The sequence below is a fragment of the Rhodobacter capsulatus genome, from assembly GCF_052363175.1.
Classification (GTDB): Bacteria; Pseudomonadota; Alphaproteobacteria; order Rhodobacterales; family Rhodobacteraceae; genus Rhodobacter; species Rhodobacter capsulatus_D.
This window is the reverse complement of sequence record NZ_CP198946.1, coordinates 2,908,124-2,931,616: the sequence shown is the minus strand read 5'-3', so window position 1 is coordinate 2,931,616 and position 23,493 is coordinate 2,908,124. Positions and strand designations below refer to the sequence as shown.

General features: G+C 63.3%; 21 protein-coding genes. 15 read left to right on the top strand and 6 right to left on the bottom strand.

The window, feature by feature from the left end:
• The first annotated feature begins 21 nt into the window (after positions 1–21).
• From ACTTAI_RS15320 to ACTTAI_RS15310, 3 genes are read left to right on the top strand one after another with little or no spacing between them, the layout of a single operon-like run.
• On the top strand, positions 22–912 hold the full coding sequence (locus ACTTAI_RS15320) for an ABC transporter permease (protein ID WP_444452380.1): 891 nt from the start codon (positions 22–24) through the stop codon (positions 910–912).
• Positions 909–1,691, top strand: coding sequence for an ABC transporter permease (locus tag ACTTAI_RS15315; protein ID WP_444452379.1), 783 nt, complete (start codon positions 909–911; stop codon positions 1,689–1,691). The genes ACTTAI_RS15320 and ACTTAI_RS15315 overlap by 4 nt, the downstream gene beginning before the upstream one ends.
• Positions 1,688–2,734: an ABC transporter ATP-binding protein gene (locus ACTTAI_RS15310; protein ID WP_444452378.1), complete on the top strand. Its 1,047-nt coding sequence runs from the start codon at positions 1,688–1,690 to the stop codon at positions 2,732–2,734. The genes ACTTAI_RS15315 and ACTTAI_RS15310 overlap by 4 nt, the downstream gene beginning before the upstream one ends.
• A gap of 20 nt (positions 2,735–2,754) precedes the next feature.
• Here the strand turns inward: ACTTAI_RS15310 and ACTTAI_RS15305 are convergent, their stop codons facing one another.
• On the bottom strand, positions 2,755–3,627 hold the full coding sequence (locus ACTTAI_RS15305; RefSeq protein WP_444452377.1) for a MurR/RpiR family transcriptional regulator: 873 nt from the start codon (positions 3,625–3,627) through the stop codon (positions 2,755–2,757).
• A 152-nt stretch (positions 3,628–3,779) separates the two neighbouring features.
• Here ACTTAI_RS15305 and ACTTAI_RS15300 point away from each other — a divergent pair, with 152 nt between their 5' ends.
• From ACTTAI_RS15300 to ACTTAI_RS15260, 9 genes are all read left to right on the top strand, one after another.
• The gene (locus ACTTAI_RS15300; RefSeq protein WP_444452376.1) at positions 3,780–4,550 is read left to right on the top strand and encodes an N-formylglutamate amidohydrolase; all 771 of its coding nucleotides are present in this window, start codon (positions 3,780–3,782) and stop codon (positions 4,548–4,550) included.
• Complete coding sequence (locus tag ACTTAI_RS15295; RefSeq protein WP_444452375.1) at positions 4,550–5,056, top strand: TRAP transporter small permease subunit; 507 nt, start codon at positions 4,550–4,552, stop codon at positions 5,054–5,056. The genes ACTTAI_RS15300 and ACTTAI_RS15295 overlap by 1 nt, the downstream gene beginning before the upstream one ends.
• Positions 5,056–6,381, top strand: a complete 1,326-nt coding sequence (locus ACTTAI_RS15290; RefSeq protein ID WP_444452374.1) for a TRAP transporter large permease — start codon at positions 5,056–5,058, stop codon at positions 6,379–6,381. The genes ACTTAI_RS15295 and ACTTAI_RS15290 overlap by 1 nt, the downstream gene beginning before the upstream one ends.
• 46 nt (positions 6,382–6,427) lie before the next feature.
• Positions 6,428–7,462, top strand: a complete 1,035-nt coding sequence (locus tag ACTTAI_RS15285) for a TRAP transporter substrate-binding protein (RefSeq protein ID WP_444452373.1) — start codon at positions 6,428–6,430, stop codon at positions 7,460–7,462.
• 53 nt (positions 7,463–7,515) lie between these two features.
• Complete coding sequence (locus ACTTAI_RS15280; protein ID WP_444452372.1) at positions 7,516–8,880, top strand: glutamine synthetase family protein; 1,365 nt, start codon at positions 7,516–7,518, stop codon at positions 8,878–8,880.
• Positions 8,881–8,920: 40 nt separating this feature from the next.
• A complete protein-coding gene (locus ACTTAI_RS15275) occupies positions 8,921–10,309 on the top strand; it encodes an aldehyde dehydrogenase family protein (protein WP_444452371.1) in 1,389 nt (462 codons plus the stop codon).
• Positions 10,306–11,460 (top strand): iron-containing alcohol dehydrogenase, encoded by a 1,155-nt coding sequence (locus ACTTAI_RS15270; RefSeq protein WP_444452370.1) that lies wholly within the window; start codon positions 10,306–10,308, stop codon positions 11,458–11,460. The genes ACTTAI_RS15275 and ACTTAI_RS15270 overlap by 4 nt, the downstream gene beginning before the upstream one ends.
• A 154-nt stretch (positions 11,461–11,614) precedes the next feature.
• The gene (locus ACTTAI_RS15265) at positions 11,615–13,798 is read left to right on the top strand and encodes a YjbH domain-containing protein (RefSeq protein WP_444452369.1); all 2,184 of its coding nucleotides are present in this window, start codon (positions 11,615–11,617) and stop codon (positions 13,796–13,798) included.
• Positions 13,795–14,484: a YjbF family lipoprotein gene (locus ACTTAI_RS15260; protein WP_444452368.1), complete on the top strand. Its 690-nt coding sequence runs from the start codon at positions 13,795–13,797 to the stop codon at positions 14,482–14,484. The genes ACTTAI_RS15265 and ACTTAI_RS15260 overlap by 4 nt, the downstream gene beginning before the upstream one ends.
• Positions 14,485–14,657: 173 nt before the next feature.
• Here the strand turns inward: ACTTAI_RS15260 and ACTTAI_RS15255 are convergent, their stop codons facing one another.
• Positions 14,658–14,843 (bottom strand): hypothetical protein, encoded by a 186-nt coding sequence (locus ACTTAI_RS15255; RefSeq protein WP_444452367.1) that lies wholly within the window; start codon positions 14,841–14,843, stop codon positions 14,658–14,660.
• 312 nt (positions 14,844–15,155) lie between these two features.
• Between ACTTAI_RS15255 and ACTTAI_RS15250 the strand changes: the two genes are divergently transcribed.
• Positions 15,156–16,460 carry a UDP-glucose dehydrogenase family protein gene (locus ACTTAI_RS15250; protein ID WP_444452366.1) on the top strand — a complete coding sequence of 435 codons (1,305 nt, stop codon included), beginning with the start codon at positions 15,156–15,158 and terminating at the stop codon, positions 16,458–16,460.
• 11 nt (positions 16,461–16,471) lie between these two features.
• Here the strand turns inward: ACTTAI_RS15250 and uvrB are convergent, their stop codons facing one another.
• The gene (uvrB, locus tag ACTTAI_RS15245; protein WP_444452365.1) at positions 16,472–18,655 is read right to left on the bottom strand and encodes an excinuclease ABC subunit UvrB; all 2,184 of its coding nucleotides are present in this window, start codon (positions 18,653–18,655) and stop codon (positions 16,472–16,474) included.
• Positions 18,656–19,022: 367 nt separating this feature from the next.
• Here uvrB and ACTTAI_RS15240 point away from each other — a divergent pair, with 367 nt between their 5' ends.
• Entirely contained in the window at positions 19,023–19,334 is a 312-nt protein-coding gene (locus ACTTAI_RS15240; protein ID WP_444452364.1) for an ETC complex I subunit, read from the top strand.
• Positions 19,335–19,398: 64 nt separating this feature from the next.
• On the opposite strand, the gene ACTTAI_RS15235 is transcribed toward ACTTAI_RS15240, so the two are convergent.
• Positions 19,399–20,757, bottom strand: a complete 1,359-nt coding sequence (locus ACTTAI_RS15235) for an alanine/glycine:cation symporter family protein (protein ID WP_444452363.1) — start codon at positions 20,755–20,757, stop codon at positions 19,399–19,401.
• A 205-nt stretch (positions 20,758–20,962) separates the two neighbouring features.
• Entirely contained in the window at positions 20,963–21,862 is a 900-nt protein-coding gene (locus ACTTAI_RS15230) for an AraC family transcriptional regulator N-terminal domain-containing protein (RefSeq protein WP_444455783.1), read from the bottom strand.
• A 170-nt stretch (positions 21,863–22,032) separates the two neighbouring features.
• On the opposite strand from ACTTAI_RS15230, the gene ACTTAI_RS15225 reads away from it, so the two are divergent.
• Positions 22,033–23,067: an aldo/keto reductase gene (locus ACTTAI_RS15225; protein WP_444452362.1), complete on the top strand. Its 1,035-nt coding sequence runs from the start codon at positions 22,033–22,035 to the stop codon at positions 23,065–23,067.
• 53 nt (positions 23,068–23,120) lie between these two features.
• Here ACTTAI_RS15225 and ACTTAI_RS15220 read toward each other — a convergent pair whose 3' ends face one another.
• Positions 23,121–23,483, bottom strand: coding sequence for a YigZ family protein (locus tag ACTTAI_RS15220; protein WP_444452361.1), 363 nt, complete (start codon positions 23,481–23,483; stop codon positions 23,121–23,123).
• Positions 23,484–23,493: the final 10 nt, after the last annotated feature.

Genomic DNA, 23,493 nt, shown 5'->3' with positions numbered 1-23,493 from the left:
CGATCCGGACCAAGGGCTCCCGTGACAGACATATCCCCCCCCGCCGCCCCGCCGATCGCGCCGCGCCGACGGTTGAGCTTTGCCTGGCTTGGCTTGGTTCCCTTCGCGCTGTTCGTCGGTCTGTTCCTGATCGCGCCGACGATGAAGATCGTGATCGGCGCCTTCCAACGCGCCGATGGCAGCTTCACGCTGGAAAATCTGGCCGGACTTTTCACCCCCTCGATCCTTGCGAGCTACTGGATCTCGATCAAGATTTCCGTGGCTTCCGCCGCGCTTGGCGCGCTGATCGGGTTCCTGATGGCCGCCGCGATGGTGCTGGGCGGGCTGCCGCGCTTCATCCGCGCGCCTTTGCTCACCTTTTCCGGCGTCGCCTCGAACTTCGCGGGCGTGCCGCTCGCCTTCGCCTTTTTGGCGACGCTCGGGCCGCTGGGCCTCGTGACCGTCTGGCTGCGCACCGAATTCGGCATCAACCTGCGCGCCTATGGCTTCAATATCCTCAGCTTCTGGGGCCTGACGATCACCTATATCTTCTTCCAGATCCCGCTGATGATCCTGATCATCACCCCGGCGCTGGACGGGCTGAAGCGGGAATGGCGCGAGGCGGCGCAAAGCCTGGGTGCCAACGCCGTGCAATACTGGACCTCGGTCGCGCTGCCGATCCTGTTCCCCTCGCTTCTGGGCACCTTCGCGCTTCTCTTCGCCAATGCCTTCGGCGCCGTCGCCACCGCCATCGCGCTGACCGGGTCGAGTCTCAACATCGTGCCGATCATGCTCTTCGCGCAGATCCGGGGGGACGTGCTCGGCAATCCGCATCTGGGCTATGCGATGGCCTTTGGCATGATCCTGATCACCGCCTTCGCCAACATCCTTTACATCTGGCTGCGGATGCGGTCGGAAAGGTGGCTGAAATGAAGCGCCTTGCCGCCTGGGCCATCTTCATCTTCGGGATGGCCTATTTCATCCTGCCGCTGATCGGCATGGTGGAATTCTCGCTCTCGATGCTGCGCGGCCAATACAGCCTTGAGGCCTATCGCGTCGTCTTTGCCGATCCGCGCTTCAGCCAGACGCTCAGCTATTCCGTGCTGATGGCGCTTCTGACCATCGTCTTCGGCGCGCTTCTGGTGGTGCCGACGGCGTTCTGGGTGCGTCTGAAACTGCCCGAGTGGCGGCCGGTGATCGAATTCGTCACCCTGCTGCCGCTCGTCATCCCGGCCATCGTCATCGTCTTCGGCTACATCCGGCTTTACAACACCTCGAGCTGGCTGCCGCTGACCGGATCGACGACCGGAACCAACCTGCTGCTTCTCTTCGGCTATGCGACGCTGAGCCTGCCTTACATGTATCGCTCGATCGATACCGGGCTGCGCACTATCGACGTGGCGACGCTGACCGAGGCCGCGCAGTCCTTGGGGGCTGGCTGGGTGACGATCCTCGCGCGGGTGATCTTGCCTAACGTGCTGGTGTCCGTGCTCTCGGGCGCCTTCGTCACCTTCGCCATCGTCATGGGCGAGTTCACGCTGGCGGCGCTGCTCGACCGGCCCGCCTTCGGGCCTTATCTGCAGCTGATGGGGGCGAACCGCGCCTATGAACCCTCGGCACTTTCGACCCTGACTTTCATCATCACCTGGGCCTGCATGGGGCTGATCCAGCTCGTCACCCGGTTCACCAAACACGACAAGGCCCCGAGATGAGCTATCTTTCGCTGACCCATCTGGAAAAGAGCTTCGGCACGCTGCGCGTGGTGAAGGACTTCAACCTGACCGTCGAAAAGGGCGAGTTCATCTCGCTGCTCGGCCCTTCGGGCTGCGGCAAGACCACCGTGCTGCGCATGGTGGCCGGGTTCGAGACGCCCACCACCGGCACGATCACCATCGCCGGCAAGGACGTGACGGAGCTGAAGCCGAACCAGCGCAATATCGGCATGGTGTTTCAGGCCTATGCGCTGTTTCCGAACCTGACCGTGGCGCAGAACGTCGGCTTCGGGCTCAAGGTCAAGGGCACGCCCAAGGCGCAGATCGGCCCGCGCGTCGAAGAGATGCTTTCGCTGATCGGCCTGCCCGATCTGGGCAACCGCTATCCGTTCCAGCTTTCGGGCGGGCAACAGCAGCGCGTGGCGCTGGCGCGGGCGCTGGCACCGAAACCCTCGGTGCTGCTGCTTGATGAACCGCTCTCGGCGCTGGATGCCAAAGTGCGGGTGTCGCTTCGCAACGAGATCCGGGCGATCCAGCGCGAGCTGGGCATCACCACGATCTTCGTGACCCATGATCAGGAAGAGGCGCTGTCGATGTCGGACCGCGTCGTGGTGATGCACGAAGGCATCGCCGATCAGGTCGGCACGCCCTTTGACATCTACAACCGTCCCTCGACTCGCTTTGTCGCCAGCTTCGTCGGCACGCTGAACACGCTCAATGTGCAGGTGCTCGATGCCACGACGGGCAGGGTGAAGCTGGGCGCGACGGAGATTGTGCTGGGCCGCCCGCTGCCTGCGGGCGCAGCGACGCTGGGGCTGCGCCCCGAGGCTGTGACGCTGGGGCAGGGGAACCACGACACGCGGCTCTCTGCCACGATCCGCGAGGTTGATTTCCTCGGCTCGGTGATCCGGCTGCGCGCCGATCTGGCAGGTCAGCCGATCGCGTTCGACACGTTCAACAACAGCCACGCCGCGCCGCCGGAAGTGGGCTCCGAAGTCACGCTCGGCCTCAATGCGGCGGATCTGCTGGTCATCGGCGCATAAGGGCGGGGGCTCTGCCCCCCCTACTTCCGTCCGCGAAAGAACCGGGCGCGTTCGTAAAGCGCTTCAAGCCGCGCCATACGTTCGGCCGTGCTCTGCCAGGTCAGATCCTGCACCGCCGCCATCAGCGTCTCGACAAGCAGTTGAATCGCCACCGTGCTGTCCCAGGCCGAGGGCACCTCGACCTGCACCGAGAACCGGTAGCGCGCATGCGCCGCCGCTGGGCTCACCCAGGGGTCGGTGACCAGCACCACCTCGGCCCCCTGTTCGGCGGCCATCTCGACCAGCTGCAGCACGTTGTTTTCATAGCGGCGGATGTCGAAGACCAGCAGCACATCGCCGCGGCGCATCTCCAGAAGCGCGGGCGGCCAGGCGTTCGAGACCGGCATCAGAAGCTCGACCTCGGGGCGGATCACCTTCATGTGGGTGACGAAATATTCCGCCATGGCGAGCGTGATCCGGCCCCCCGTGGCAAAGACCTTGCGCGCGGGATCGGCCATCAGCGCCGCCGTGGCATCGAAGTCCTGCTGGTCGATCTGGGCGAGTGTTGCCTGCAGATTGCCCAGAACTGCATCGGCGAAACGGTTGAGAACATGGGCTTTCGGCGCCTGCGCCGACCAGCGGTCGTGCTTTGACAAGGGCCCTTCGAGCCGCGCCTCCAGCTCGTCGCGCACTGCCGCCTGCAACCCCGGATAGCCGCCAAAGCCCATCTTTTGCGCCAGCCGCACCACCGTGGGCGAGCTGACCTGCGCGGCCTTCGCCAGCTGCGTGACCGAGCCCAGAAGCGCCACCGGATAGTGCCGCAGCACATGCCCCGCCAGCTGCCGCTCGGCGCGGGTCATCGTCTCGATGGCGCCGCGCAGCTGCTCCTCGATCGTGGCCTTGCCTGCTGTCAAAACGGGCACCTCGCTGCGGCAAGGCCGTCCTGCCCCGCCGAACAGATTGTAACAGAATTGCTCCCCTTGAAATAATGTTGACACTTTCGTGCGTCCGGTCAAGCCTGCATGACAGGCGGTCGCAGAATCGCCAGCAAGACCAGGGAGCCAAGGTGGAAGATCCGACCGAAGGGGCGGTCGTCATCGAGGGGGACGCGGCCGCAAGCCCGTTCGTCCTTGTATGCGAACATGCCGCCAATGCCTTTCCCGCCCGCTGGGGCGATCTGGGGCTGAGCCCGGCCGCGCGCGCGGCCCATATCGCCTGGGACCCGGGCGCGCTGGGGCTGGCCCGCGGGCTGGCGCGGCGGCTTGGCGCCGTGTTGGTGCGCGCCACCACTTCGCGGCTGATCTATGATCTGAACCGGCCGCCGCAGTCGCAAGGCGCGATGGCGGCGCGGTCCGAAATCTACGCGATCCCGGGCAATGAAAACCTGTCGCCCACAGCGCGGCTCGACCGCACCCGGGTGCTTTATCTGCCGTTTCACGCCGCCCTGCGCGGGCTTCTGGCCGAGCGGCTGGCGCAGGGGCAAAGCCCGGTCGTGATCACCATCCATTCCTTCACGCCGCTCTGGCACGGCCAGCCCCGCGCCGTCGAATTCGGTATCATCCATGACGCCGATCCGGCGCTGGCCGAGGCAATTTTCGATGAAGCCCGGGCCCAGACCACGCTCGACGTGCGGCTGAACGAGCCTTACTCTGCCGCGGACGAAGTCACCCACACGCTGGCGCTTCAGGCCACGCCGATGGGGCTGAGGAATGCGATGCTGGAGATCCGCAACGATCTGATCGCCGACACGTCCGCGCAGGAGGCGATGGCCGAGCGCCTCGCTCCGGTGCTGCTGGCCGCGCTGGCCAGATTGCACGCCGCCGGGGAGGCCGCCTGATGCCACGTGTCCTTGTTGCCTATGTCCATGCGATCGACGGGCTGAACCGCCGCGTTGGCCGCTTCGCCATGTATCTGCTTTATGTCATCATGGCGATCATGATCATCTCGATGATCACCAAGGCGGCGCATATCCCGGCGCTCTGGACGCTGGAGATGGCGCAGTTCACGCTGGTCGCCTATTACATGCTGGGCGCTCCTTGGGCGCTGCAGACCGATGTGAATGTGCGCATGGACCTGATCTATGGTCGGCTGACGCACAAGGGACAGGCGCTGACGGATGTCTTCACCGTCTTCTGCCTGATGTTCTATCTGGCCGTGATGCTTTACGGCGCCTTCGACAGCACGGTCTATTCCTTTGAAATGTCAGAACGAAATCCGACCGCTTGGCGCCCGGTGCTGTGGCCGATCAAGACGATCATCACGCTCAGCTTCGGGCTGATGCTTCTGCAATCCGTCTCGCTTCTGATCCGTGACGTGGCCACCCTGCGCGGGGAGAAGATCTGATGGATTACAACACCATTGCGGCCCTGATGTTCTCGACGATGCTGCTGATGATGCTGACGGGGCAGCGCGTCTTTGGTGCGATCGGGATCGTCGCCGTCGCGGCCGCGCTGACGCTTTGGGGCGATGGCGGCACCGACATGGGCTTTTCGGCCGTGATGAAGCTGATGAAGTGGAACGCGCTGCTGACGCTGCCGATGTTCGTCTTCATGGGCTATGTGATGAGCGAAACGCGTCTGGCCGAGGATCTCTACCGGATGTTTCACGTCTGGATGGGGCCGCTGCCGGGGGGGCTTGCCATCGGCACGGTGATGCTGATGGTGCTGATTTCGGCAATGAACGGGCTTTCCGTTGCGGGCATGGCGATCGGCGCCACCATCGCTTTGCCGGAACTGCAGCGGCGCGGTTATGACAAGCTGATGATTTCAGGTGTCATTCAGGCGGGATCTTCGCTTGGGATCCTGATTCCGCCTTCGGTCGTGCTCGTGCTTTACGCGATGATCGCGCGTCAGCCGGTGTCGAACCTCTGGCTCGCCGGGATCATGCCGGGCCTGCTGATGGCGGCGATGTTCATCCTTTACATCGTGATCCGCACCTGGGCGAACCCGAGCCTTGCGCCGCGGATGTCGGCCGAGGAACGCGCCGCCATCACCCGGGCCGAAAAGTTCCAGCTTCTGCGCGCCGGGCTGCTGCCGGTCTTCATCTTCGTCGCGATGATGCTGCCCTTTATCAAGGGCTGGGCCTCGCTGACCGAAACCTCTGTGGTGGGGGTTGCGGCCACCGTTCTGGTCGCATGGGCCAAGGGCCGCATGAACTGGTATGTGCTGGAAACCGCGACGAAGCAGACGCTGATGATCACCGTGATGTTCATGATGATCATCACCGCGGCGCTGTCTTTCGGGGCGGTTTTCGACGGGCTGGGGGCGGGCCGCTCGATCCAGACCTTTTTCACCCGGGATCTGGCGCTGGAGCCCTGGCAGATCCTTGTCCTGATGCAGGTCAGCTTCCTGATCATGGGGATGTTTCTTGACGATACCGCGATGCTGGTCATCGTCGCGCCCGTTTACGTCAGTCTTGCCAAGGCTTTGGGCTTCGATCTGATCTGGTATGGGGTGCTTTATACCATCACCTGCCAGATCGCCTATCTGACCCCGCCATTTGGCTATAACCTGTTCCTGATGAAAGCGCTGGCGCCACCCGAATATACGCTTCCGGTGATCTACCGCTCGGTCTGGCCCTTCGTTCTGGTGATGCTGCTGACGCTTGTTCTGATCATGGTGTTTCCGCAAATCGCGCTCTGGCTGCCGCAGGTGATGCTCGGGCGCTGACACGAACGACCCCGAAAATGGGGCATCAACCGACAAGGAGAGAGAAATGACGACGACGAGACGGAAGTTCCTCACCACCGGCGCGGTGGGCGTTGCGGCGGGTCTTGCGACCCCGGCGCTGGCGCAAGCGGCGCCGATCAAGTGGCGGTTGCAGACCTATGCCGGCACGGTTCTGGCCGAGCAGGTGGTCAAGCCCGCGATCGACGCCTTCAACACCATCGCGAATGGCCAGATGGAGATCGAGCTTTACACCTCGGACCAGCTGGTTCCGACGGGCGAGCTGTTCCGGGCGATGCAGAACGGCACGATCGACGCGGTGCAGTCGGATGATGACAGCATGGCCTCGCCCACCGAAGTGACGGTCTTCGGCGGCTATTTCCCGCTCGCGCTGCGTTATTCGCTCGACGTGCCCGCGCTCTTCAACGAATGGGGTCTCGATCAGATCTGGAAGGAAGAATACGCCAAGGTCGGCATCAAGCATATCTCGGCGGGGTCGTGGGACCCTTGCAACTTCAACATGAAGGAGCCGGTGAAATCGCTCGCTGACCTGTCGGGCAAGCGCGTTTTCACCTTCCCGACCGCCGGGCGGTTCCTGGCGCAGTTCGGTGTGATTCCCGTCACGCTGCCCTGGGAAGATGTGGAAGTGGCGCTGCAAACCGGCGAGCTGGACGGTCTGGCCTGGTCGGGCATCACCGAGGATTACACCTCGGGCTGGTCGAAGGTCGCACCCTACTTCCTGACAAACAACATCTCGGGCGCCTGGATCGGGCATTTCTTCGCCAACATGGACCGCTGGAACGCCGTGCCGCCGCATCTGCAGCAGCTCATGCAGACCTGTTTCGACCAGTCGCATTACCGCCGTCAGTGGTGGTATTGGGCGGGCGAGGCGAAATTGCGTGTCGAGGGCGCCGACATGACGCTGACCTCGCTTCCGCCCGAGGATTATGCGAAGATCGAGGAGGCCGCGCATAAATTCTGGGACGAGATCGCCGCCGAAAGCCCGCTCAAGGCGAAGGTGGTCGAAATCATCAAGAAATACAACGACACGATGGTCAAGGTCGGCGTGCCCTATCGCTACTGATCGGTGGGGCCGGGGCATCCCCGGCCCTTTCCCCGCCCGAATAGGAGAGAGAGATGCCCGCAAACCTGACCTTTGCCGCGCTGAAAGAGGCCGTCGCGAAGGGCGAGATCGACACCGTCATCACCTGCATCTGCGACATGCAGGGCCGCTTGCAGGGCAAGCGTTTCCACGCCGCGCATTTCCTTGAAAGCGCGCATGAAGAGACGCATTGCTGCAACTATCTGCTGGCGACCGACATGGAGATGATCACCGTGCCGGGCTACAAGTCGTCTTCGTGGTCGCGCGGCTATGGCGATTACGTCATGAAGCCGGATCTCGCGACGCTGCGCACGATCCCCTGGGCGCCGGGAACCGCTTTGGTGATGTGCGATGTGCTGGATCATCACACGCATGAGCTTGTGCCGCATGCGCCGCGCACGGTGCTAAAACGGCAGATCGAACGCGCGAAAGCCATGGGCTTTGACGTGATGATGGCGACCGAGCTGGAGTTCTTCCTGTTCGAGGAAAGCTTCCCGGCGCTGTTTGACGCGGGCTATCCGCTGCCGACCCCGATGGCGCGCTACAATGTCGATTACAACCTGATGGGGTCGGCACGCGACGAAAAGATCATGCGCGACATTCGCAACAAGCTTTACGGCGCGGGGATCCCGGTTGAATGCTCGAAAGGCGAGGCCGAGGCCGGTCAGGAAGAGATCAACGCCAAATACTCGGACGCGCTCGACACCGCCGACATGCACAGCCTGATCAAGCTTGGCGTGAAGGAAATTGCGCAGCAGCACGGGGCGAGCGTGACCTTCATGGCGAAATACGATCACCGCAAGGCGGGGTCTTCAAGCCATATCCACCAGTCGCTCTGGAAGGATGGCAAGAACGCCTTTCACGACGCCGCGGCCGAGCACGGCATGAGCGCGGTGATGCGGCATTATCTGGCCGGGCAGCTGGCCTTTTCGCGCGATATTTCGGTCTTTCTTGCGCCCTATGTGAACAGCTACAAGCGCTTCTGCGTCGGCATGTTCGCGCCTACGAAGGCGGTCTGGTCACTGGACAACCGCACCGCTGGCTATCGGATCTGTGGCGAGAACACGAAATCCGTCCGCGTCGAATGCCGGATCGGGGGCGCTGATCTGAACCCCTATCTGGCCTGCGCGGCGCTTCTGGCGGCGGGGCTTGAGGGGATTGAACAGATGCTCGATCCGGGGCATCCGGTGAATGGCGATCTCTATCAGTCCGAGACCGCGCCCGAGGTGCCGCGCTCGCTGATCGAGGCGGCCGAGGCGCTGAAGGATTCCTCTTTCCTCTCGCGCGTGCTGGGGGCAGAGGTGGTGGAACACTATTATCACGCCGCGCGCTGGGAAATCGAGGAAAGCCTGCGCGTCGTGACCGATTGGGAACGGCACCGCGGCTTCGAGCGGGCGTAACGGGTTCACGGGGGCGAAGGCGCCCCAAAGGAAGGTCGACATGACGAAGATGATCCAATGTATCTCGCCGGTGGATGGGCGGGTCTATGCGGAGCGCCCGGCGCTGACGCTGGCTGAGGCCGAAGAGGTCGCCGCGCGCGCCCGGGCTGCGCAGGTGGACTGGGCGGCGCGCCCGCTGGCGGACCGCATCGCGCTGGTCAAGGCCGGGGTGGCGAAGCTGAACGAGATGAAAGACCGCGTCGTCGAGGAACTGGCCTGGCAGATGGGCCGTCCGACGCGCTTTGGCGGGGAATTCGGCGGCGTCAATGACCGCACCAATTACATGGCCGAGATCGCGGAAAAGACGCTGGCGCCGACCGTGGTCGAGGACAGCGAGAAGTTCCGCCGGTATCTGGCGCGCGAACCCGTGGGCGTCGTCTTCATCATCGCGCCGTGGAACTATCCCTATCTGACCACGATCAACACGCTGGTTCCGGCGCTGATCGCGGGCAACACGGTCGTTCTGAAACACGCGACGCAAACCATGCTGGTGGGCGAGCGTCTGGTCGAGGCCTTTGTCGAAGCGGGCATCCCCGAGGATGTGTTCCAGAACGTCTATCTGACCCATGACGTTACGGAAACGCTGCTGCAAAACCGTGCCTTCAACTTCGTCAACTTCACCGGCTCGGTCGGGGGGGGCGCGGCGATCGAGCGCGCGGCGGCGGGCACCTTTACCGGGCTTGGGCTGGAACTGGGCGGCAAGGACCCGGGCTATGTGATGGACGACGCCGATCTGGACGCCGCCGTCGACAGCCTGATGGATGGCGCGATGTTCAATGCCGGTCAGTGCTGCTGCGGCATCGAGCGGATCTATGTGCATGAAAGCCTTTACGATGCTTTCGTCGAAAAGGCGGTCGCCTGGGTCAAGGCGCTGAAGCTGGGCAATCCGTTCGATCAGGCGACGACGCTTGGCCCGATGGCGAACAAGCGCTTTGCCCATGTCGTGCGCGAGCAAGTGGCAGAAGCCATCGCCGAGGGCGCGACGGCGCTGATCGATCCCGCGCTCTTCCCCGAAGACGACGGCGGCGCTTACCTCGCCCCGCAGATCCTCGTGAACGTGAACCACGAAATGCGGGTGATGCGCGAGGAGAGCTTCGGCCCCGTCGTCGGCATCATGCCGGTGTCGAGCGACGAAGAAGCCATCGCCGCGATGAATGACAGCCCTTACGGCCTGACCTGCTCGCTCTGGACCAAGGATGTCGAGCGCGCGGCTGCCATTGGCGCGCGGATCGAGACCGGCACCGTCTTCATGAACCGCTGCGACTATCTCGACCCGGCGCTGTGCTGGACCGGCTGCAAGGACACCGGCCGCGGCGCCGCGCTCTCGACCCTGGGCTATTACTCGGTCACCCGGCCGAAATCCTACCATCTGAAGAAGGTGACGAAATGAGCGTTCCGAACAGAAACTGGAACTACCCGACGCCTATCAAATTCGGCTGCGGCCGGATCGCGGAGCTTGCCGAGCATTGCAAGTCGGTCGGTATCCAGAAACCGCTTCTGGTCACCGACAAAGCGCTGGCCAGCTTGCCGATCACCGCGGCAGCGCTGGATGTGATGGAAAAAGGCGGACTTGGCCGGGCGGTGTTCTCGGACGTGGACCCGAACCCGAACGAGGGCAACATGGCCGCGGGCATCGCCGTCTACAAGGCGGGCGGCCATGACGGGGTGATCTGTTTTGGCGGCGGCTCGGCGCTCGATCTGGGCAAGATGATCGCGCTGATGGCCGATCAGCGCGCGGATCTGTCGGTCTGGGATCTGGAGGATGTGGACGACTGGTACACCCGGGCAGACGCCACGAAGATCGCGCCGATCGTCGCCGTGCCGACCACCGCGGGGACGGGCTCGGAAGTCGGCCGCGCCGGGGTGCTGACGAATTCGGTCACCCACAAGAAGAAGATCATCTTCCACCCGAAACTGATGCCTTCGGTCACCATCTGCGACCCGGAGCTGACGGTGGGCATGCCCGCCTTCATCACCGCGGGCACCGGCATGGATGCGCTGGCCCATTGCCTCGAGGCCTATTGCAGCCCCTTCTACCACCCGATGTCGCAGGGCATCGCGCTGGAAGGGATGCGGCTTGTCTTTGAAAACCTGCCCAAGGTTTACAAGAACCCGCAGGACATCGAGGCCCGCGCGCATATGATGTCGGCCGCCGCGATGGGTGCCGTTGCCTTCCAGAAGGGGCTGGGCGCGATTCACTCGCTCAGCCACCCGGTCGGTGCCGTCTATGGCACTCACCATGGCACGACGAATGCCTGCGTGATGCCGATGGTGCTCGACTACAACCGCGCCGCCATCGAAGAGCGGATCGAGAAAGCCGCCGCCTATATCGGCATCGCGGGGGGCTTTGATGGCTTCCGCGCCGCGGTGGTGGCGTTGAACAAGGAGCTCAACATCCCCGAGACGCTGACGAAGATGGGCGTGAAGCCCGAGGATCTCGACATGCTGACCGAGATGGCGCTGGAAGATCCGTCCTGTGGCGGCAACCCGATCGAAATGACGCGCGACAACACCCGCGCGCTCTTCGACACCTGCATGTGAGGGGGCGGCCCGGCGGTGCCTCCGCCGTCGGGCCCAACCACCACCTGTTGCGACTTTGCGGCCATTTCCCCACATTACGGCCCAAAAGACTGCGTTTCACTCTCGTCTCCACAAGGAAAACGGGTATAACGGGGAAAAGACTGGGGAGGTCCTCGTGCAGACTGCCATTGCGCCCGTGACGCAACAGGGAAAATCCGGCTTTGGCCGCTGGCTTTCTGCCACGAGCCTCGCCGTCCTTGCCGCCGCGATGAGTGCCGGGCCGGTGCCTGCTGATCCGCTGGTGGGCAAGACGCGCAACACCTACGGGATGCCCGGTGTGCTCGACATGCCAAGCGCCGAGATGTTCTCGGATGGCGAGCTTGGCATCGGCATGACGGCGCTCGAAGATGGCACCACCCGGGCCACGCTGACCTTCCAGATCGCGCCGCATCTTGTGGGCGCCTTCCGCTATTCCCGCGTGCCGGGGTTGATGCCGGTGAAGGGCGACGACGATCTTCCGACCGGCGCCTACACTGCGCTTTATGACCGCTCCTTCGATATCCGCTGGCAGATGTTCGAGGAGGGGCGCTATCGTCCCGCGCTTGCGATCGGTCTGAACGATTTTGTCGGCACCGGTGTCTATTCCTCGGAATATATCGTCGCAACCAAGGGGATTGGCGACCGGCTGCGGGTGTCGGCGGGTCTGGGCTGGGGGCGGCTGGGCTCGAACGGTTCGATCGGCTCGATCGGAACGCGGCCAGACTACGACTACGGTTCGAACGGTGGTCAGTTCAACGGCAAGTCCTGGTTCCGGGGCGATGTGGCGCCGTTTCTGGGCGTGTCCTGGGCGATGAACGATCGTCTCACCTTCAAGGCCGAATATTCCTCGGATGCCTATGTGAAGGAAACCGAGCTCGGGGATTGGGACCAGAAGACCGCTGTCAACATTGGCGCGGATTACCAGCTTGGCGCCTTTACCCATATGCAGCTGTTCCTGATGCATGGCGACAAGATCGGCTTCCAGATTTCCCGCGCGATCGATCCGCACGAACCGCCTTTTGCCTCGGGCATCGAAAAGGCACCGCTGCCGGTGCAGCCGCGCCCCTCGATCTCGGCCGATCGGCTGGGCTGGTCCGGGGACTGGAGCAAGGACCCGACCGCACAGCCCGCGATTCAGGGCGCGCTGGCAGAGTCGCTTTCAAAGGACGGGCAGGTGCTCGAGTCGATGTCGCTGACCGCGACCCGGGCCGAGCTGCGCATCCGCAACATGACCTATGGCGCGCAGCCGCAAGCGATCGGCCACGCCGCCCGTGTCGCCACCCGCGCGCTGCCGCCCTCGGTCGAGACGATCACCATCACCTCGGTCGAGCGGGGGCTGGCGATTTCCTCGGTCACCTTCCATCGCCGCGATCTGGAGCGGTTGGAAAACACCCGGGCGCTCGACATCCTGCCCACGACGACGATCAGCGCCGCGGATGCCCATGATCCGGCGCAGGTCCGCACTGCAGGTCTTTATCCGCGCTTCCGCTGGGGCCTGACGCCCTATGCCGAGGCCTCGATCTTCGACCCCGACAACCCGCTGCGTGCCGATTTCGGGGCCCAGCTTTCGGCGAAATACGAACTGGCGCCGGGCTTCGTGATGTCGGGCCTCGTGCGGCAGAAGGTTGTCGGCAACCTTGACGCCTCCACCCGCGTGTCGGATTCCGTGGTGCAACATGTGCGCTCGGATCTGGTCGAATATCAGCGCAACGGTGATCTGGCGCTGCAATATCTGACCGTCAGCCATTACGGCCAGCCGATGCCGAACGTGTTTTCGCGGGTGACGGTGGGCTATCTGGAGCGGATGTATGGCGGGGTTTCGGGCGAAGTGCTCTGGAAACCGGTCGACAGCCGTCTGGCGCTGGGGCTGGAAGCGAACTGGGTCAAGCAGCGCGATTTCGACCAGCATTTCGGCTTTCAGGACTATTCGACCACCACCGGCCATGTCTCGGCCTATTACGACTTCGGCAAGGGGTATGTCGGCGAGGTGCATCTGGGCCGTTATCTGGCGCAGGACTGGGGCGGAACCGTCGAGCTTGATCGCGAATTCGAAAACGGCTGGAAGGTTGGCGCCTTTGCGACGGTCACCGACATGTCCTCCGAAGAGTATGGCGAGGGCTCCTTCGACAAGGGTATCCGCCTGACCATTCCGGTGGCCTGGAGCACTGGCAAGCCCTCGGTCAACACGCTCAAGACGACGATCCGTCCGCTGCAACGCGACGGCGGCGCGCGGCTTGATATCGACGGGCGTCTGTTCGACACCGTTCATGGTGCGCAGACCGGGGCGCTCTACAATGAATGGGGGAGATTCTGGCGATGACAGGACAGCGTCGGGCCGCTTTGGCCGCGCTGGTCCTCGCCTCCGTGCTTGCGGCTTGCGGCACGGATCAGACCCGGCTGGAGACCGGGCGCGAGGCCACGGCCGAAGTCAAGACCTTGCTGACGGGGCTTTTCCATCGCGGGCCGAAAGTGGCGGCGCCCGATCCGCAAGTGATCGCGCGCGAGGCGCTGAATGCGAATGCGGGGCCGTTGATCCTTGTCTCGCTGGAGGCGACGAAATCCACCTCCGTCTTTGCTCTTCGCGGCGAGAACAACGGCATGCGGACCTGGCTCTCGCCCGCGGGGCAGGGGGTGATTACCCGCGGCGGCGTGCTGGCCGGAACGCGGGGCTTCGGCAACGATATGATGTCCTCCGACATCGGCCCGATGATCGCCGCGGTGCAGGGGCGCCGGGCGCAGAAGCTCAAGATCGAGCTGCGCTATCTCGATGGGCTTGGCAAGGAACGCCCGCTGCCGCTTGACTGCAGCTCGGGCACGGCGGCCGCGACCGGCTACGATTTCGCGGGGATGCAGTTTTCGGGCACGCCCGTTGCCGTCCATTGCGAGGGCTACGGCTTCAGCTTCGACAACAGCTACATCGTCGCGAATTCGGGGACGATCCTTGCCTCGCGGCAGTGGATCGGGCCGCGGCTCGGCTATCTGACCCTCCAGTCGCTGCGCAACTGAGCGTGACCACAGGGCAAATGAACAGGGGCACCCCCGCGGGGTGCCCCTTGTCGTTCGTGCCGCGATTTTGGGCCCCGGTTTTCGGGCTCTCGTGTCTTTACGACTTTCCAAAAAAAAATAAGACCGGAAAGCTTGCGCTTTCCGGCCAAATCGAGCGTGCTCGATCGTCGAGATTAGTTCGACGAAGCGGCCACGGCCACGCCGACGAGCAGCAGAGCCGGGATCAGGATGCCGGCGTTCGACGACGAGGTGCCGGCGACAACCGGGGTCGCTTCGACGACCGGAGCAGTGTAGCCGCCAGCGAAAGCGGTCGAAGCCGAGAGGCCGAGGGCCAGGGCGATGGTAGCGATCTTTTTCATGTCAATCTCCGTCATTGCTGTAGAGAGCCGCCAAGCCCGGCAGCATCATGGCGAGAAAAGCATATGAACCGCTAAATGCAAAGGGGAATTCGGAGAGGGTTCTGCAAGGGTCTCGCAAGGTGTTGCAGTTTGGCACTCGTTTGAGTTCTTGCGATGCTGCAAAGCGGCATCGTTTTCGCCGCTTTGGCGCGTCACGGGAATAATCGCCATTTTTAAGATGGTTGCACAGCTTTTATTCGCCTCGTGTAAGGCTTGGATTGACTTCATGGGGCGGGGGATCGAAATTCTGCCCAAACTGCGAAAGGATTGGCGATGAAGATTGCAATGATCGGCACGGGCTATGTCGGTTTGGTTTCGGGTGTGTGTTTCTCCGACTTTGGCCATGACGTCATTTGCGTTGACAAGGACCCCGGCAAGATCGAACGGCTGAGCCGGGGTGAAGTGCCGATCTACGAACCGGGACTTGATGCGCTGATGGCGAAGAACGTGGCGGCGGGGCGGCTGTCGTTCACCGGTGACCTTGCCGCTGCGGTCGATGGCGCGGATGCGGTTTTCATCGCCGTCGGCACGCCGACCCGGCGTGGGGATGGTCACGCCGATCTGAGCTATGTGATGGCGGCGGCCGAGGAAATTGCGGCGTCCCTGACGGGCTACACCGTCGTGGTGACGAAATCCACAGTGCCTGTGGGCACGAACCGGCAGGTCAAGCAGGTGATCCGCAAGGCGCGTCCGGAGGCCGAGTTCGATGTCGCCTCGAACCCGGAGTTCCTGCGCGAAGGGGCCGCGATCGACGATTTCATGCGCCCCGACCGGGTGGTGGTCGGCGTTTCCTCAGAGCGCGCGAAAGAGGTGATGGGCGAGATCTACCGGCCGCTCTTCCTGCGTGAATTCCCGATCCTCTATACGGATCTCGAAACCGCCGAGATGATCAAATACGCGGCCAATGCCTTCCTGGCGACGAAGATCACCTTCATCAACGAAATTGCGCGGCTGTGCGAAAAGGTCGGTGCCGACGTCAAGGAAGTGGCGCGCGGCATGGGGCTGGATGGCCGGATCGGCAACAAGTTCCTGCATGCCGGGCCGGGCTATGGCGGGTCGTGCTTCCCCAAGGATACGCAGGCGCTGGCGCGGATGGGGCAGGATCATGCCGTTCCGATGCAGATCACCGAGACGGTGATCAAGGTCAATGACGAGGTGAAACGGCGGATGATCGACAAGATCGTCGACCTCTGCGATGGCTCTGTGAATGGAAAAACCATTACGGTGCTTGGGGTTACCTTCAAGCCTAACACTGATGACATGCGCGATGCGCCGTCTCTGACCATCGTGCCTGCGCTGATCGGGGCAGGGGCCAAGGTGCGCGCCGTCGATCCGCAGGGGATGCGCGAAGCGCAGCATCTGCTGCCCGGTGTGAGCTGGATGGACGATGCCTACAAGGCGGCGCAGAAAGCCGATTGCGTCGTGCTTTTGACCGAGTGGAACGAATTCCGCGCCCTCGATCTGAAGAAACTGGCGAAGAAGATGACGACGGCCCGGATGGCCGATCTGCGCAACATCTATTCCGCCAAGGATGCGAAGAAGGCGGGCTTCGAGGGCTACGTCAGCGTCGGTCGGTAAGGGCAGGGCCCTTACCGTTTCTTCGGCCGCTTCACCCCGCCGCGCTGCCCCGGCCGCCCGGCGGTGGAGCGGCCCTTGGCCTGCGTGGCGGCCTCGACCGCTTCCTCGACCGCCGATTGCCGCGCCAGCGGATCATCGGCCACGGCCAGTTCGACGGCCTCCAACCGCCGCACCTCGTCGCGCAGACGGGCCGCTTCCTCGAATTCGAGGTTCTCGGCCGCCTTGCGCATTTTCAACCTGAGCGCCTCAAGATGGGCCGACAGGTTCGATCCGACTTGCACATTTTCAACCTTGGCGGTGACGCGGGACATATCCGTGTCGCCCTGCCACAGACCGGCCAGAACATCCTCGACATTCTTGCGCACCGTTTGCGGTGTGATCCCGTGTTCGAGGTTGTAGGCGATCTGCTTTTCGCGCCGCCGGTTGGTTTCGTTCAACGCGCGTTGCATCGAACCGGTGATCCGGTCGGCATACATGATCACGCGGCCATCGGCGTTCCGCGCGGCCCGCCCGATCGTCTGGATCAGCGAGGTTTCCGAGCGCAGGAACCCCTCCTTGTCGGCATCGAGAATGGCCACCAGCCCGCATTCGGGAATGTCGAGCCCCTCACGCAGAAGGTTGATGCCGATCAGCACGTCGAAAGCCCCCAGCCGCAGGTCGCGCAAGATCTCGATGCGCTCGATCGTATCGATGTCGGAATGCATGTAGCGCACCCGGATGCCCTGTTCATGCAGGTATTCGGTCAGATCCTCGGCCATGCGCTTGGTTAGCGTCGTCACCAGAACGCGCAGCCCCCGCGCCGCGACCTTGCGGATTTCATCCAGAAGATCATCGACTTGCGTCTCGACCGGTCTGATTTCGACCTCCGGGTCGAGAAGCCCTGTCGGCCGGATCACCTGTTCGGCAAAGACGCCGCCGGTCTGTTCAAGCTCCCAGGGTGCGGGCGTGGCGGAGACAAAGACCGATTGCGGCCGCATCGCATCCCATTCCTCGAATTTCAGCGGCCGGTTGTCCATGCAGCTTGGCAGCCGGAAGCCGTGCTCGGCGAGGGTGAACTTGCGCCGATAGTCACCGCGATACATGCCGCCGATCTGCGGCACGGTCACATGCGACTCGTCGGCAAAGACGATCGCATTGTCGGGGATGAATTCAAACAGCGTCGGCGGCGGCTCGCCCGGGGCGCGGCCGGTCAGATAGCGCGAATAATTCTCGATGCCGCTGCAAACGCCAGTCGCCTCAAGCATCTCGAGGTCGAAATTCGTGCGTTGTTCAAGCCGCTGCGCCTCGAGCAGCTTGCCCTCGTCGTTCAACTGCTTCAGCCGCTGCGCCAGTTCGATCCGGATCGACTTCGTCGCCTGCTGCAGGGTAGGGCGGGGGGTCACATAGTGGCTGTTCGCGTAGATGCGGATTTGCTGGAAACTATCCGTTTTCGAACCTGTGAGGGGGTCAAACTCGGTGATTGCCTCCAATTCCTCACCAAAAAACGAGAATCGCCAGGCGCGGTCCTCAAGGTGGGCGGGCCAGAGATCGACGGTATCGCCCTTGACCCGAAACGCCCCGCGCTGGAAGGCGGCGTCGAGGCGCTTGTATTGTTGCGCCACCAGATCGGCGAGGAACTTGCGCTGGTCATACAGGCTGCCGACGGTCAGATCCTGCGTCATCGCCGAATAGGTCTCGACCGAGCCGATGCCGTAGATGCACGACACCGAGGCGACGATGATCACGTCGTCGCGTTCCAGAAGCGCCCGGGTGGCCGAGTGGCGCATCCGGTCGATCTGCTCGTTGATCATCGATTCCTTCTCGATATAGGTGTCGGTGCGGGCGACATAGGCCTCGGGCTGGTAATAATCGTAGTAGGAGACGAAATATTCGACCGAGTTTTCGGGGAAGAAGCCTTTGAATTCGCCGTATAATTGTGCAGCCAAAGTCTTGTTGGGCGCAAGGATGATGGCGGGGCGCTGCGTCGTCTCGATCACCTTGGCCATCGTATAGGTTTTGCCGGTGCCGGTGGCGCCCAAAAGCACCTGATCGCGCTCGCCCGCAAGAACGCCAGCAGACAGTTCCGCAATCGCCGTGGGTTGGTCGCCTGCGGGGGAAAATTCGCTCTTCATCACGAATCGTTTGCCGCCTTCGAGCTTCGGACGGGTCAGAACTTCGGGGCGCGGGGTCGGGCGGTCATTGGTATTGTGGGGCATGGGGCCTCCTTGATCCGCTCCAATGTCGGTCCCTTTTCGTTCTCTTTCAAGGGATTGCTGCAGGTGTTAAGCGAAGGTTAAGGCGAATTTCCATTTTTATAATGCAAAACATAGCCTTACGGTGATTTTGTGCTTGCTATTGACGTGGTTTGTTCTCATATTGTTCAGGCAAGCAGCGATTGGCTACCGGCCGGGGCACCACCCCCACCCCTCGCTCCCCAAGCCCGGCCGGTAGTACCCCCTCCTGAAAATCTGAGACGCGCTCGGGGCGACCAAGCTCGGATGCCATCTCTGCACACCATTGTATGCAGAGCTTGAATTTTTCTTCGGATCGGCCTAGGACTTTGCACAAGAAAAGGGGGATCCCATGCGCGCACGCATCTACCAACCGGCCCGCAACGCCATGCAATCCGGTCAGGCGAAAACGAAACTCTGGTATCTCGATTTCCTGCAAGCCGATGCCCGTGATCTCGATCCTCTGATGGGCTGGACCGGAACCGATGACACTCAGGCGCAGGTCCGTCTGAAGTTCGAAAGCCGTGAGGCTGCGGAAGCTTTCGCGAAGGCACAGGGGCTGGAGTATACCGTGACCGAGGGGCATAAGCGTTCGGTCAATATCCGTCCGATGGGCTATGGCGAGAATTTCGCCACGAACCGGCGCGCGAACTGGACGCATTGAGGGGCTTGCCGCCGGTGCCTATGGGGACCGGGGCATCCAACCAGACGCCCCGGCCAATTGCAGGTCAGTTCCCGCCTTCGCCACCCGGGGCGAAATACTCGCGCGTCAGCTTGACGATGATCGGCGAGAGCAGCAGCAACGAAATCAGGTTCGGGATCGCCATCAGCGCATTGAGCGTATCCGCCACCAACCAGGCGAAATCGAGGCTCAGCGTCGCCCCGAAGAAGACCGCGATGGTCCAAAGCACCCGGAACGGCTTTTCGCTGATCGTGCCCAGCAGGAATTCCCAGCATTTCTCGGCATAATAGGCCCAGCCGAGGATCGTGGTGAAGGCAAAGAGCGCCAGAGAGATCGTCAGCAGGTATTTGCCATAGCCCGGCATCGCCGCTTCGAAGGCCGAGGAGGACAGCATCGCCCCGGTCTCGCCGCTCGTCCAGACGCCGGTGACCATGATCGCCAGACCCGTCAGCGTGCAGATGATGATCGTGTCGATGAAGGTCCCCATCATCCCGATCACGCCCGAGAACACCGGGTTCGAGGTCGCCCCCGAAGCCTGCGCGATCCCGGCGGTGCCAAGCCCTGCCTCGTTCGAGAAGATGCCACGGGCCACGCCTTTTTGCATCGCCATCAGGATGGTCGAGCCAAGGAACCCGCCCGCGGCGGCCGTGCCGGTGAAGGCATCGGAGATGATGGTCGCAAAGGCCGAGGGGATGTTTTCGGCAAAGACGATCAGCACGATGCTGACGCAGACCAGATAGACGATCGCCATGAAGGGCACGACCCGTTCGGCCACCGCGCCGATGCGCTTGATCCCGCCCAGAACGACCAGACCGGTGAGCACCGTCATCACGACGCCAGAGATCCAGGTCTCGATGCCGAAGGCGTTCTGCACCGCGCTGGCGATGCCGTTCGCTTGCACCATGTTGCCGATGCCAAAGCCCGCCAGCCCGCCGAAGAAGGCAAAAGCGGTGGCGAGCCAGCCCCAGTTCCGGCCCAACCCGTTCTTGATCGCGAACATCGGGCCCCCGACGTGTTCGCCCTTGTCGTCCACTTCGCGATATTTCACCGCGACCACCACTTCGGCGTATTTCGTCGCCATGCCGACAAAGGCGGTGACCCACATCCAGAAAAGCGCTCCCGGGCCGCCAACCGCGATGGCGGTCGCGACCCCGGCGATGTTGCCGGTGCCGATGGTGGCCGAAAGCGCGGTCATCAGCGCCGCATAGGGGGTGATTTCCCCCTCAGAATCCGCGCCGGGGGTGCGGCTTTTCCAGATCATCCGGAAGCCGTAGATCAGCTTGCGGATCGGCATGAAGCCCAGACGGATCTGCAGGTAGAAGCCGGTTCCGATGATCAGGACGATCATCGGAACGCCCCAGACGATCCCGTTCAGCCACTCGAAGAAGTTATGAATCAGTTCCAAACGCCAGTCTCCTCTGTGTCCCTCGCACCTTCGTCTTCACCGGGAAGACGGGCAGGTGTGCGACGCTGGTTGCATCGCTGGGATCTTGTGCTGTTGTTCGCGGCGCTCTCCTACGGTCGTGCCGGATCAAAGATCAACCCGGCGATTCACCACACCCTGCCGGGAATACGCCGCGGCACCGCAACCGGTCGTGCGATGACGTCCCTCACAGATCCGGCTGTGTGGCGAGCCCTTTGCGGATCGCGAGCCCATCACGGCCGGGCGGAGCGCCGAACATGCGACGATATTCGCGGCTGAATTGCGAGGCGCTTTCATAGCCGATCGCGTATCCCACGCGCGCGACATCGGCGGCGTCGGACAAAAGCAGCCGCCGCGCTTCCTGCAACCGCAGCTGTTTTTGATATTGCACCGGCGTCATCGCGGTGACCGCCTTGAAATGGCGGTGAAAAGTGGCCGGGCTCATGCCCGCCACATCGGCAAGTTGGCCGATGCTCAGCGGGTCGGCGAAATTCTCGCGGATGCGGGCGATGCTGCGGCCGATGCGGGCCGTCAGACTGCCTGCAAGCCCGATCTGGCGCAGAACCGATCCCATCGGACTGTTCAGAAGCAGCCAGGTGATCTCGCGCCGCACGAGCGGGGCAAGGATCGCAAGGTCGCGTGGGCGGTCGCACAGGCGCAGGAGCCGGTCAAGCGGATCCAGAAGTTCCGCGCCGAGGCTCTGAACCGACAATGCCGGGCTGACTGGAAGAACGGGAGCGGCACTCGTTTCCAAAAGCAGTTCCGTGATCGTGGTCGGGTCGAGGGCCAGGCTGAAGGCGAGATAGGGGTGATCCGGGCTGGCCTGCGTGATCTCGGCGCGGATCGGCACCTCCATCGAGGCGATCAGGCATTTCCCCGCATCATAGCGAAAAGCCCGATCTCCCAGCATGCTGATCTTGGCGCCCTGCACCACGACGCAGAGCGAGGGGCGGTAAACCGCATGGATCGGTCCGGTCGGGGCCGAAACCGCGGTCAGATACAGCCCGTCGAGCGGCGTTTCGCGGCCATGCGCCTGCCACAGGCGGGTGACCGTGTCTTTCAGCGGGGCAAGGCTCTCGGTGTCCATGTCCGTCACGCTAACCGCCCTTGCCCGGCAGCGCATCCCGCAATCGCCCCGAATGAGAGGATCGTGCAAGAATTCGCGAGGATCGGCGTCGCGGACCGGAGCAGGGTGGTCCTATCTTCGCCACAACCGGGCGGCCATCGCCCCGGGTTTTTGTCACGAAAGGAAAGATCATGCGCTATCGCACTCTTGGCCCGAGCGGCCTTCTGGTTTCCGAACTTTGCCTTGGCACGATGACCTTTGGCGGCGCTGACGGCATGTGGGGCCAGATCGGCCAGCTGCGCCAGCCCGAGGCCGATGCGCTGGTGAAGACCGCGCTCGACGCCGGGATCAATTTCATCGACACCGCGAATGTCTATGCGGGCGGCGAGAGCGAGCGGATTCTCGGTCAGTCGATCCGCAATCTTGGCCTTGCCCGCGATGATGTGGTGATCGCGACCAAGGTGCTCGGCCCGATGGGCGAGGGGCCGAATGCCCGCGGGGCGTCGCGCGCGCACATTCTGGCGCAGGCGAAGGCGAGCCTTTCCCGGCTGCAGATGGATCACATCGACCTGTATCAGATCCACGGCTTCGACCCGCTGACGCCGATCTCCGAAACGCTCGAGGCGCTCGATACGCTCGTGCGGCAGGGGCATGTGCGCTACATCGGCCTGTCGAACTGGGCGGCTTGGCAGATCGTCAAGGCGGTGGGCATCGCCGAGGCGCGGCAGCTGGCGCCGATCCTGTCGCTGCAGGCCTATTACACGCTCGTCGGCCGCGATCTGGAACGCGAGATCGTGCCGATGCTGCAAAGCGAGGGCATCGGGCTGATGGTCTGGAGCCCGCTGGCCGGTGGGTTCCTCTCGGGCAAATACAGCGATGGCACGGCGACCGAGGGGCGGCGGGCCAGCTTCAACTTCCCGCCCGTCGATCTGGCGCGGGGCGATGCCACGATTGCGGTGCTGCGCGAGATCGCTTCGGCGAAGGGCTGCACTGTGGCACAGGTGGCGCTGGCCTGGCTTCTGCATCAGCCGGTGGTAACCTCGGTGATCGTGGGCGCAAAGCGGATCGAGCAGCTGGCCGACAACATCCGCGCGACCGAGGTCAGCCTGTCCACCGAAGATCTGCTGGCGCTGGATGCCGTGACGAAGCTTCCGGCGGAATATCCGGGCTGGATGCTGGAGCGGCAGGCGCAATATCGCGCCCCCTTTGCCGCGCAACGGGGCTGAGATCCCCTTTGGCCGCGCCCGGCCCGCTTCGGGCGGGCGTTGGCCGCGGGGGCTCAGGGGCGGTCCTGCTGCAGATCCGCAAGGTAGATCCGTACCGCCTCCTGCACATGGCGGAAGCGATCGCCGCCCAGATGCTTGCCGCCAAACCATCGCGTCACGACGATGATGTGATCGCGCAGGCCCTCGCGCTCCAGCATGCGCAGGATCACCATGCCGGCCCCGGCCTCGCCATCGTCGTTCTTCAGCGCGGCCCCGGCACAGAGAAGCGCCCAGCTGTTGTGCGTCGCCTTGGCGAATTTCTTGTCGCGGCACAAAGCCTTGACGAAGGCTCTTGCGTCATCCTCGGTTGCGCAGGGGCCACCCGACACCGCATATTTCGAACCGCGGTCGCTGATGATGTTCTCAAGGAGGCGCATGCGGCAGGAT

Excerpts from the sequence above, each read along its gene's own strand:
- ACTTAI_RS15315 (WP_444452379.1), top strand. The coding sequence starts at position 909 with ATGAAGCGCCTTGCCGCCTGGGCCATCTTCATCTTCGGGATGGCCTAT.
- ACTTAI_RS15310 (WP_444452378.1), top strand. The coding sequence starts at position 1,688 with ATGAGCTATCTTTCGCTGACCCATCTGGAAAAGAGCTTCGGCACGCTG.
- ACTTAI_RS15295 (WP_444452375.1), top strand. The coding sequence starts at position 4,550 with ATGCCACGTGTCCTTGTTGCCTATGTCCATGCGATCGACGGGCTGAAC.
- ACTTAI_RS15290 (WP_444452374.1), top strand. The coding sequence starts at position 5,056 with ATGGATTACAACACCATTGCGGCCCTGATGTTCTCGACGATGCTGCTG.
- ACTTAI_RS15285 (WP_444452373.1), top strand. The coding sequence starts at position 6,428 with ATGACGACGACGAGACGGAAGTTCCTCACCACCGGCGCGGTGGGCGTT.
- ACTTAI_RS15280 (WP_444452372.1), top strand. The coding sequence starts at position 7,516 with ATGCCCGCAAACCTGACCTTTGCCGCGCTGAAAGAGGCCGTCGCGAAG.
- ACTTAI_RS15275 (WP_444452371.1), top strand. The coding sequence starts at position 8,921 with ATGACGAAGATGATCCAATGTATCTCGCCGGTGGATGGGCGGGTCTAT.
- ACTTAI_RS15270 (WP_444452370.1), top strand. The coding sequence starts at position 10,306 with ATGAGCGTTCCGAACAGAAACTGGAACTACCCGACGCCTATCAAATTC.
- ACTTAI_RS15260 (WP_444452368.1), top strand. The coding sequence starts at position 13,795 with ATGACAGGACAGCGTCGGGCCGCTTTGGCCGCGCTGGTCCTCGCCTCC.
- ACTTAI_RS15255 (WP_444452367.1), bottom strand. The coding sequence starts at position 14,843 with ATGAAAAAGATCGCTACCATCGCCCTGGCCCTCGGCCTCTCGGCTTCG.
- ACTTAI_RS15250 (WP_444452366.1), top strand. The coding sequence starts at position 15,156 with ATGAAGATTGCAATGATCGGCACGGGCTATGTCGGTTTGGTTTCGGGT.
- uvrB (WP_444452365.1), bottom strand. The coding sequence starts at position 18,655 with ATGCCCCACAATACCAATGACCGCCCGACCCCGCGCCCCGAAGTTCTG.
- ACTTAI_RS15240 (WP_444452364.1), top strand. The coding sequence starts at position 19,023 with ATGCGCGCACGCATCTACCAACCGGCCCGCAACGCCATGCAATCCGGT.
- ACTTAI_RS15230 (WP_444455783.1), bottom strand. The coding sequence starts at position 21,862 with ATGGACACCGAGAGCCTTGCCCCGCTGAAAGACACGGTCACCCGCCTG.
- ACTTAI_RS15225 (WP_444452362.1), top strand. The coding sequence starts at position 22,033 with ATGCGCTATCGCACTCTTGGCCCGAGCGGCCTTCTGGTTTCCGAACTT.
- ACTTAI_RS15220 (WP_444452361.1), bottom strand. The coding sequence starts at position 23,483 with ATGCGCCTCCTTGAGAACATCATCAGCGACCGCGGTTCGAAATATGCG.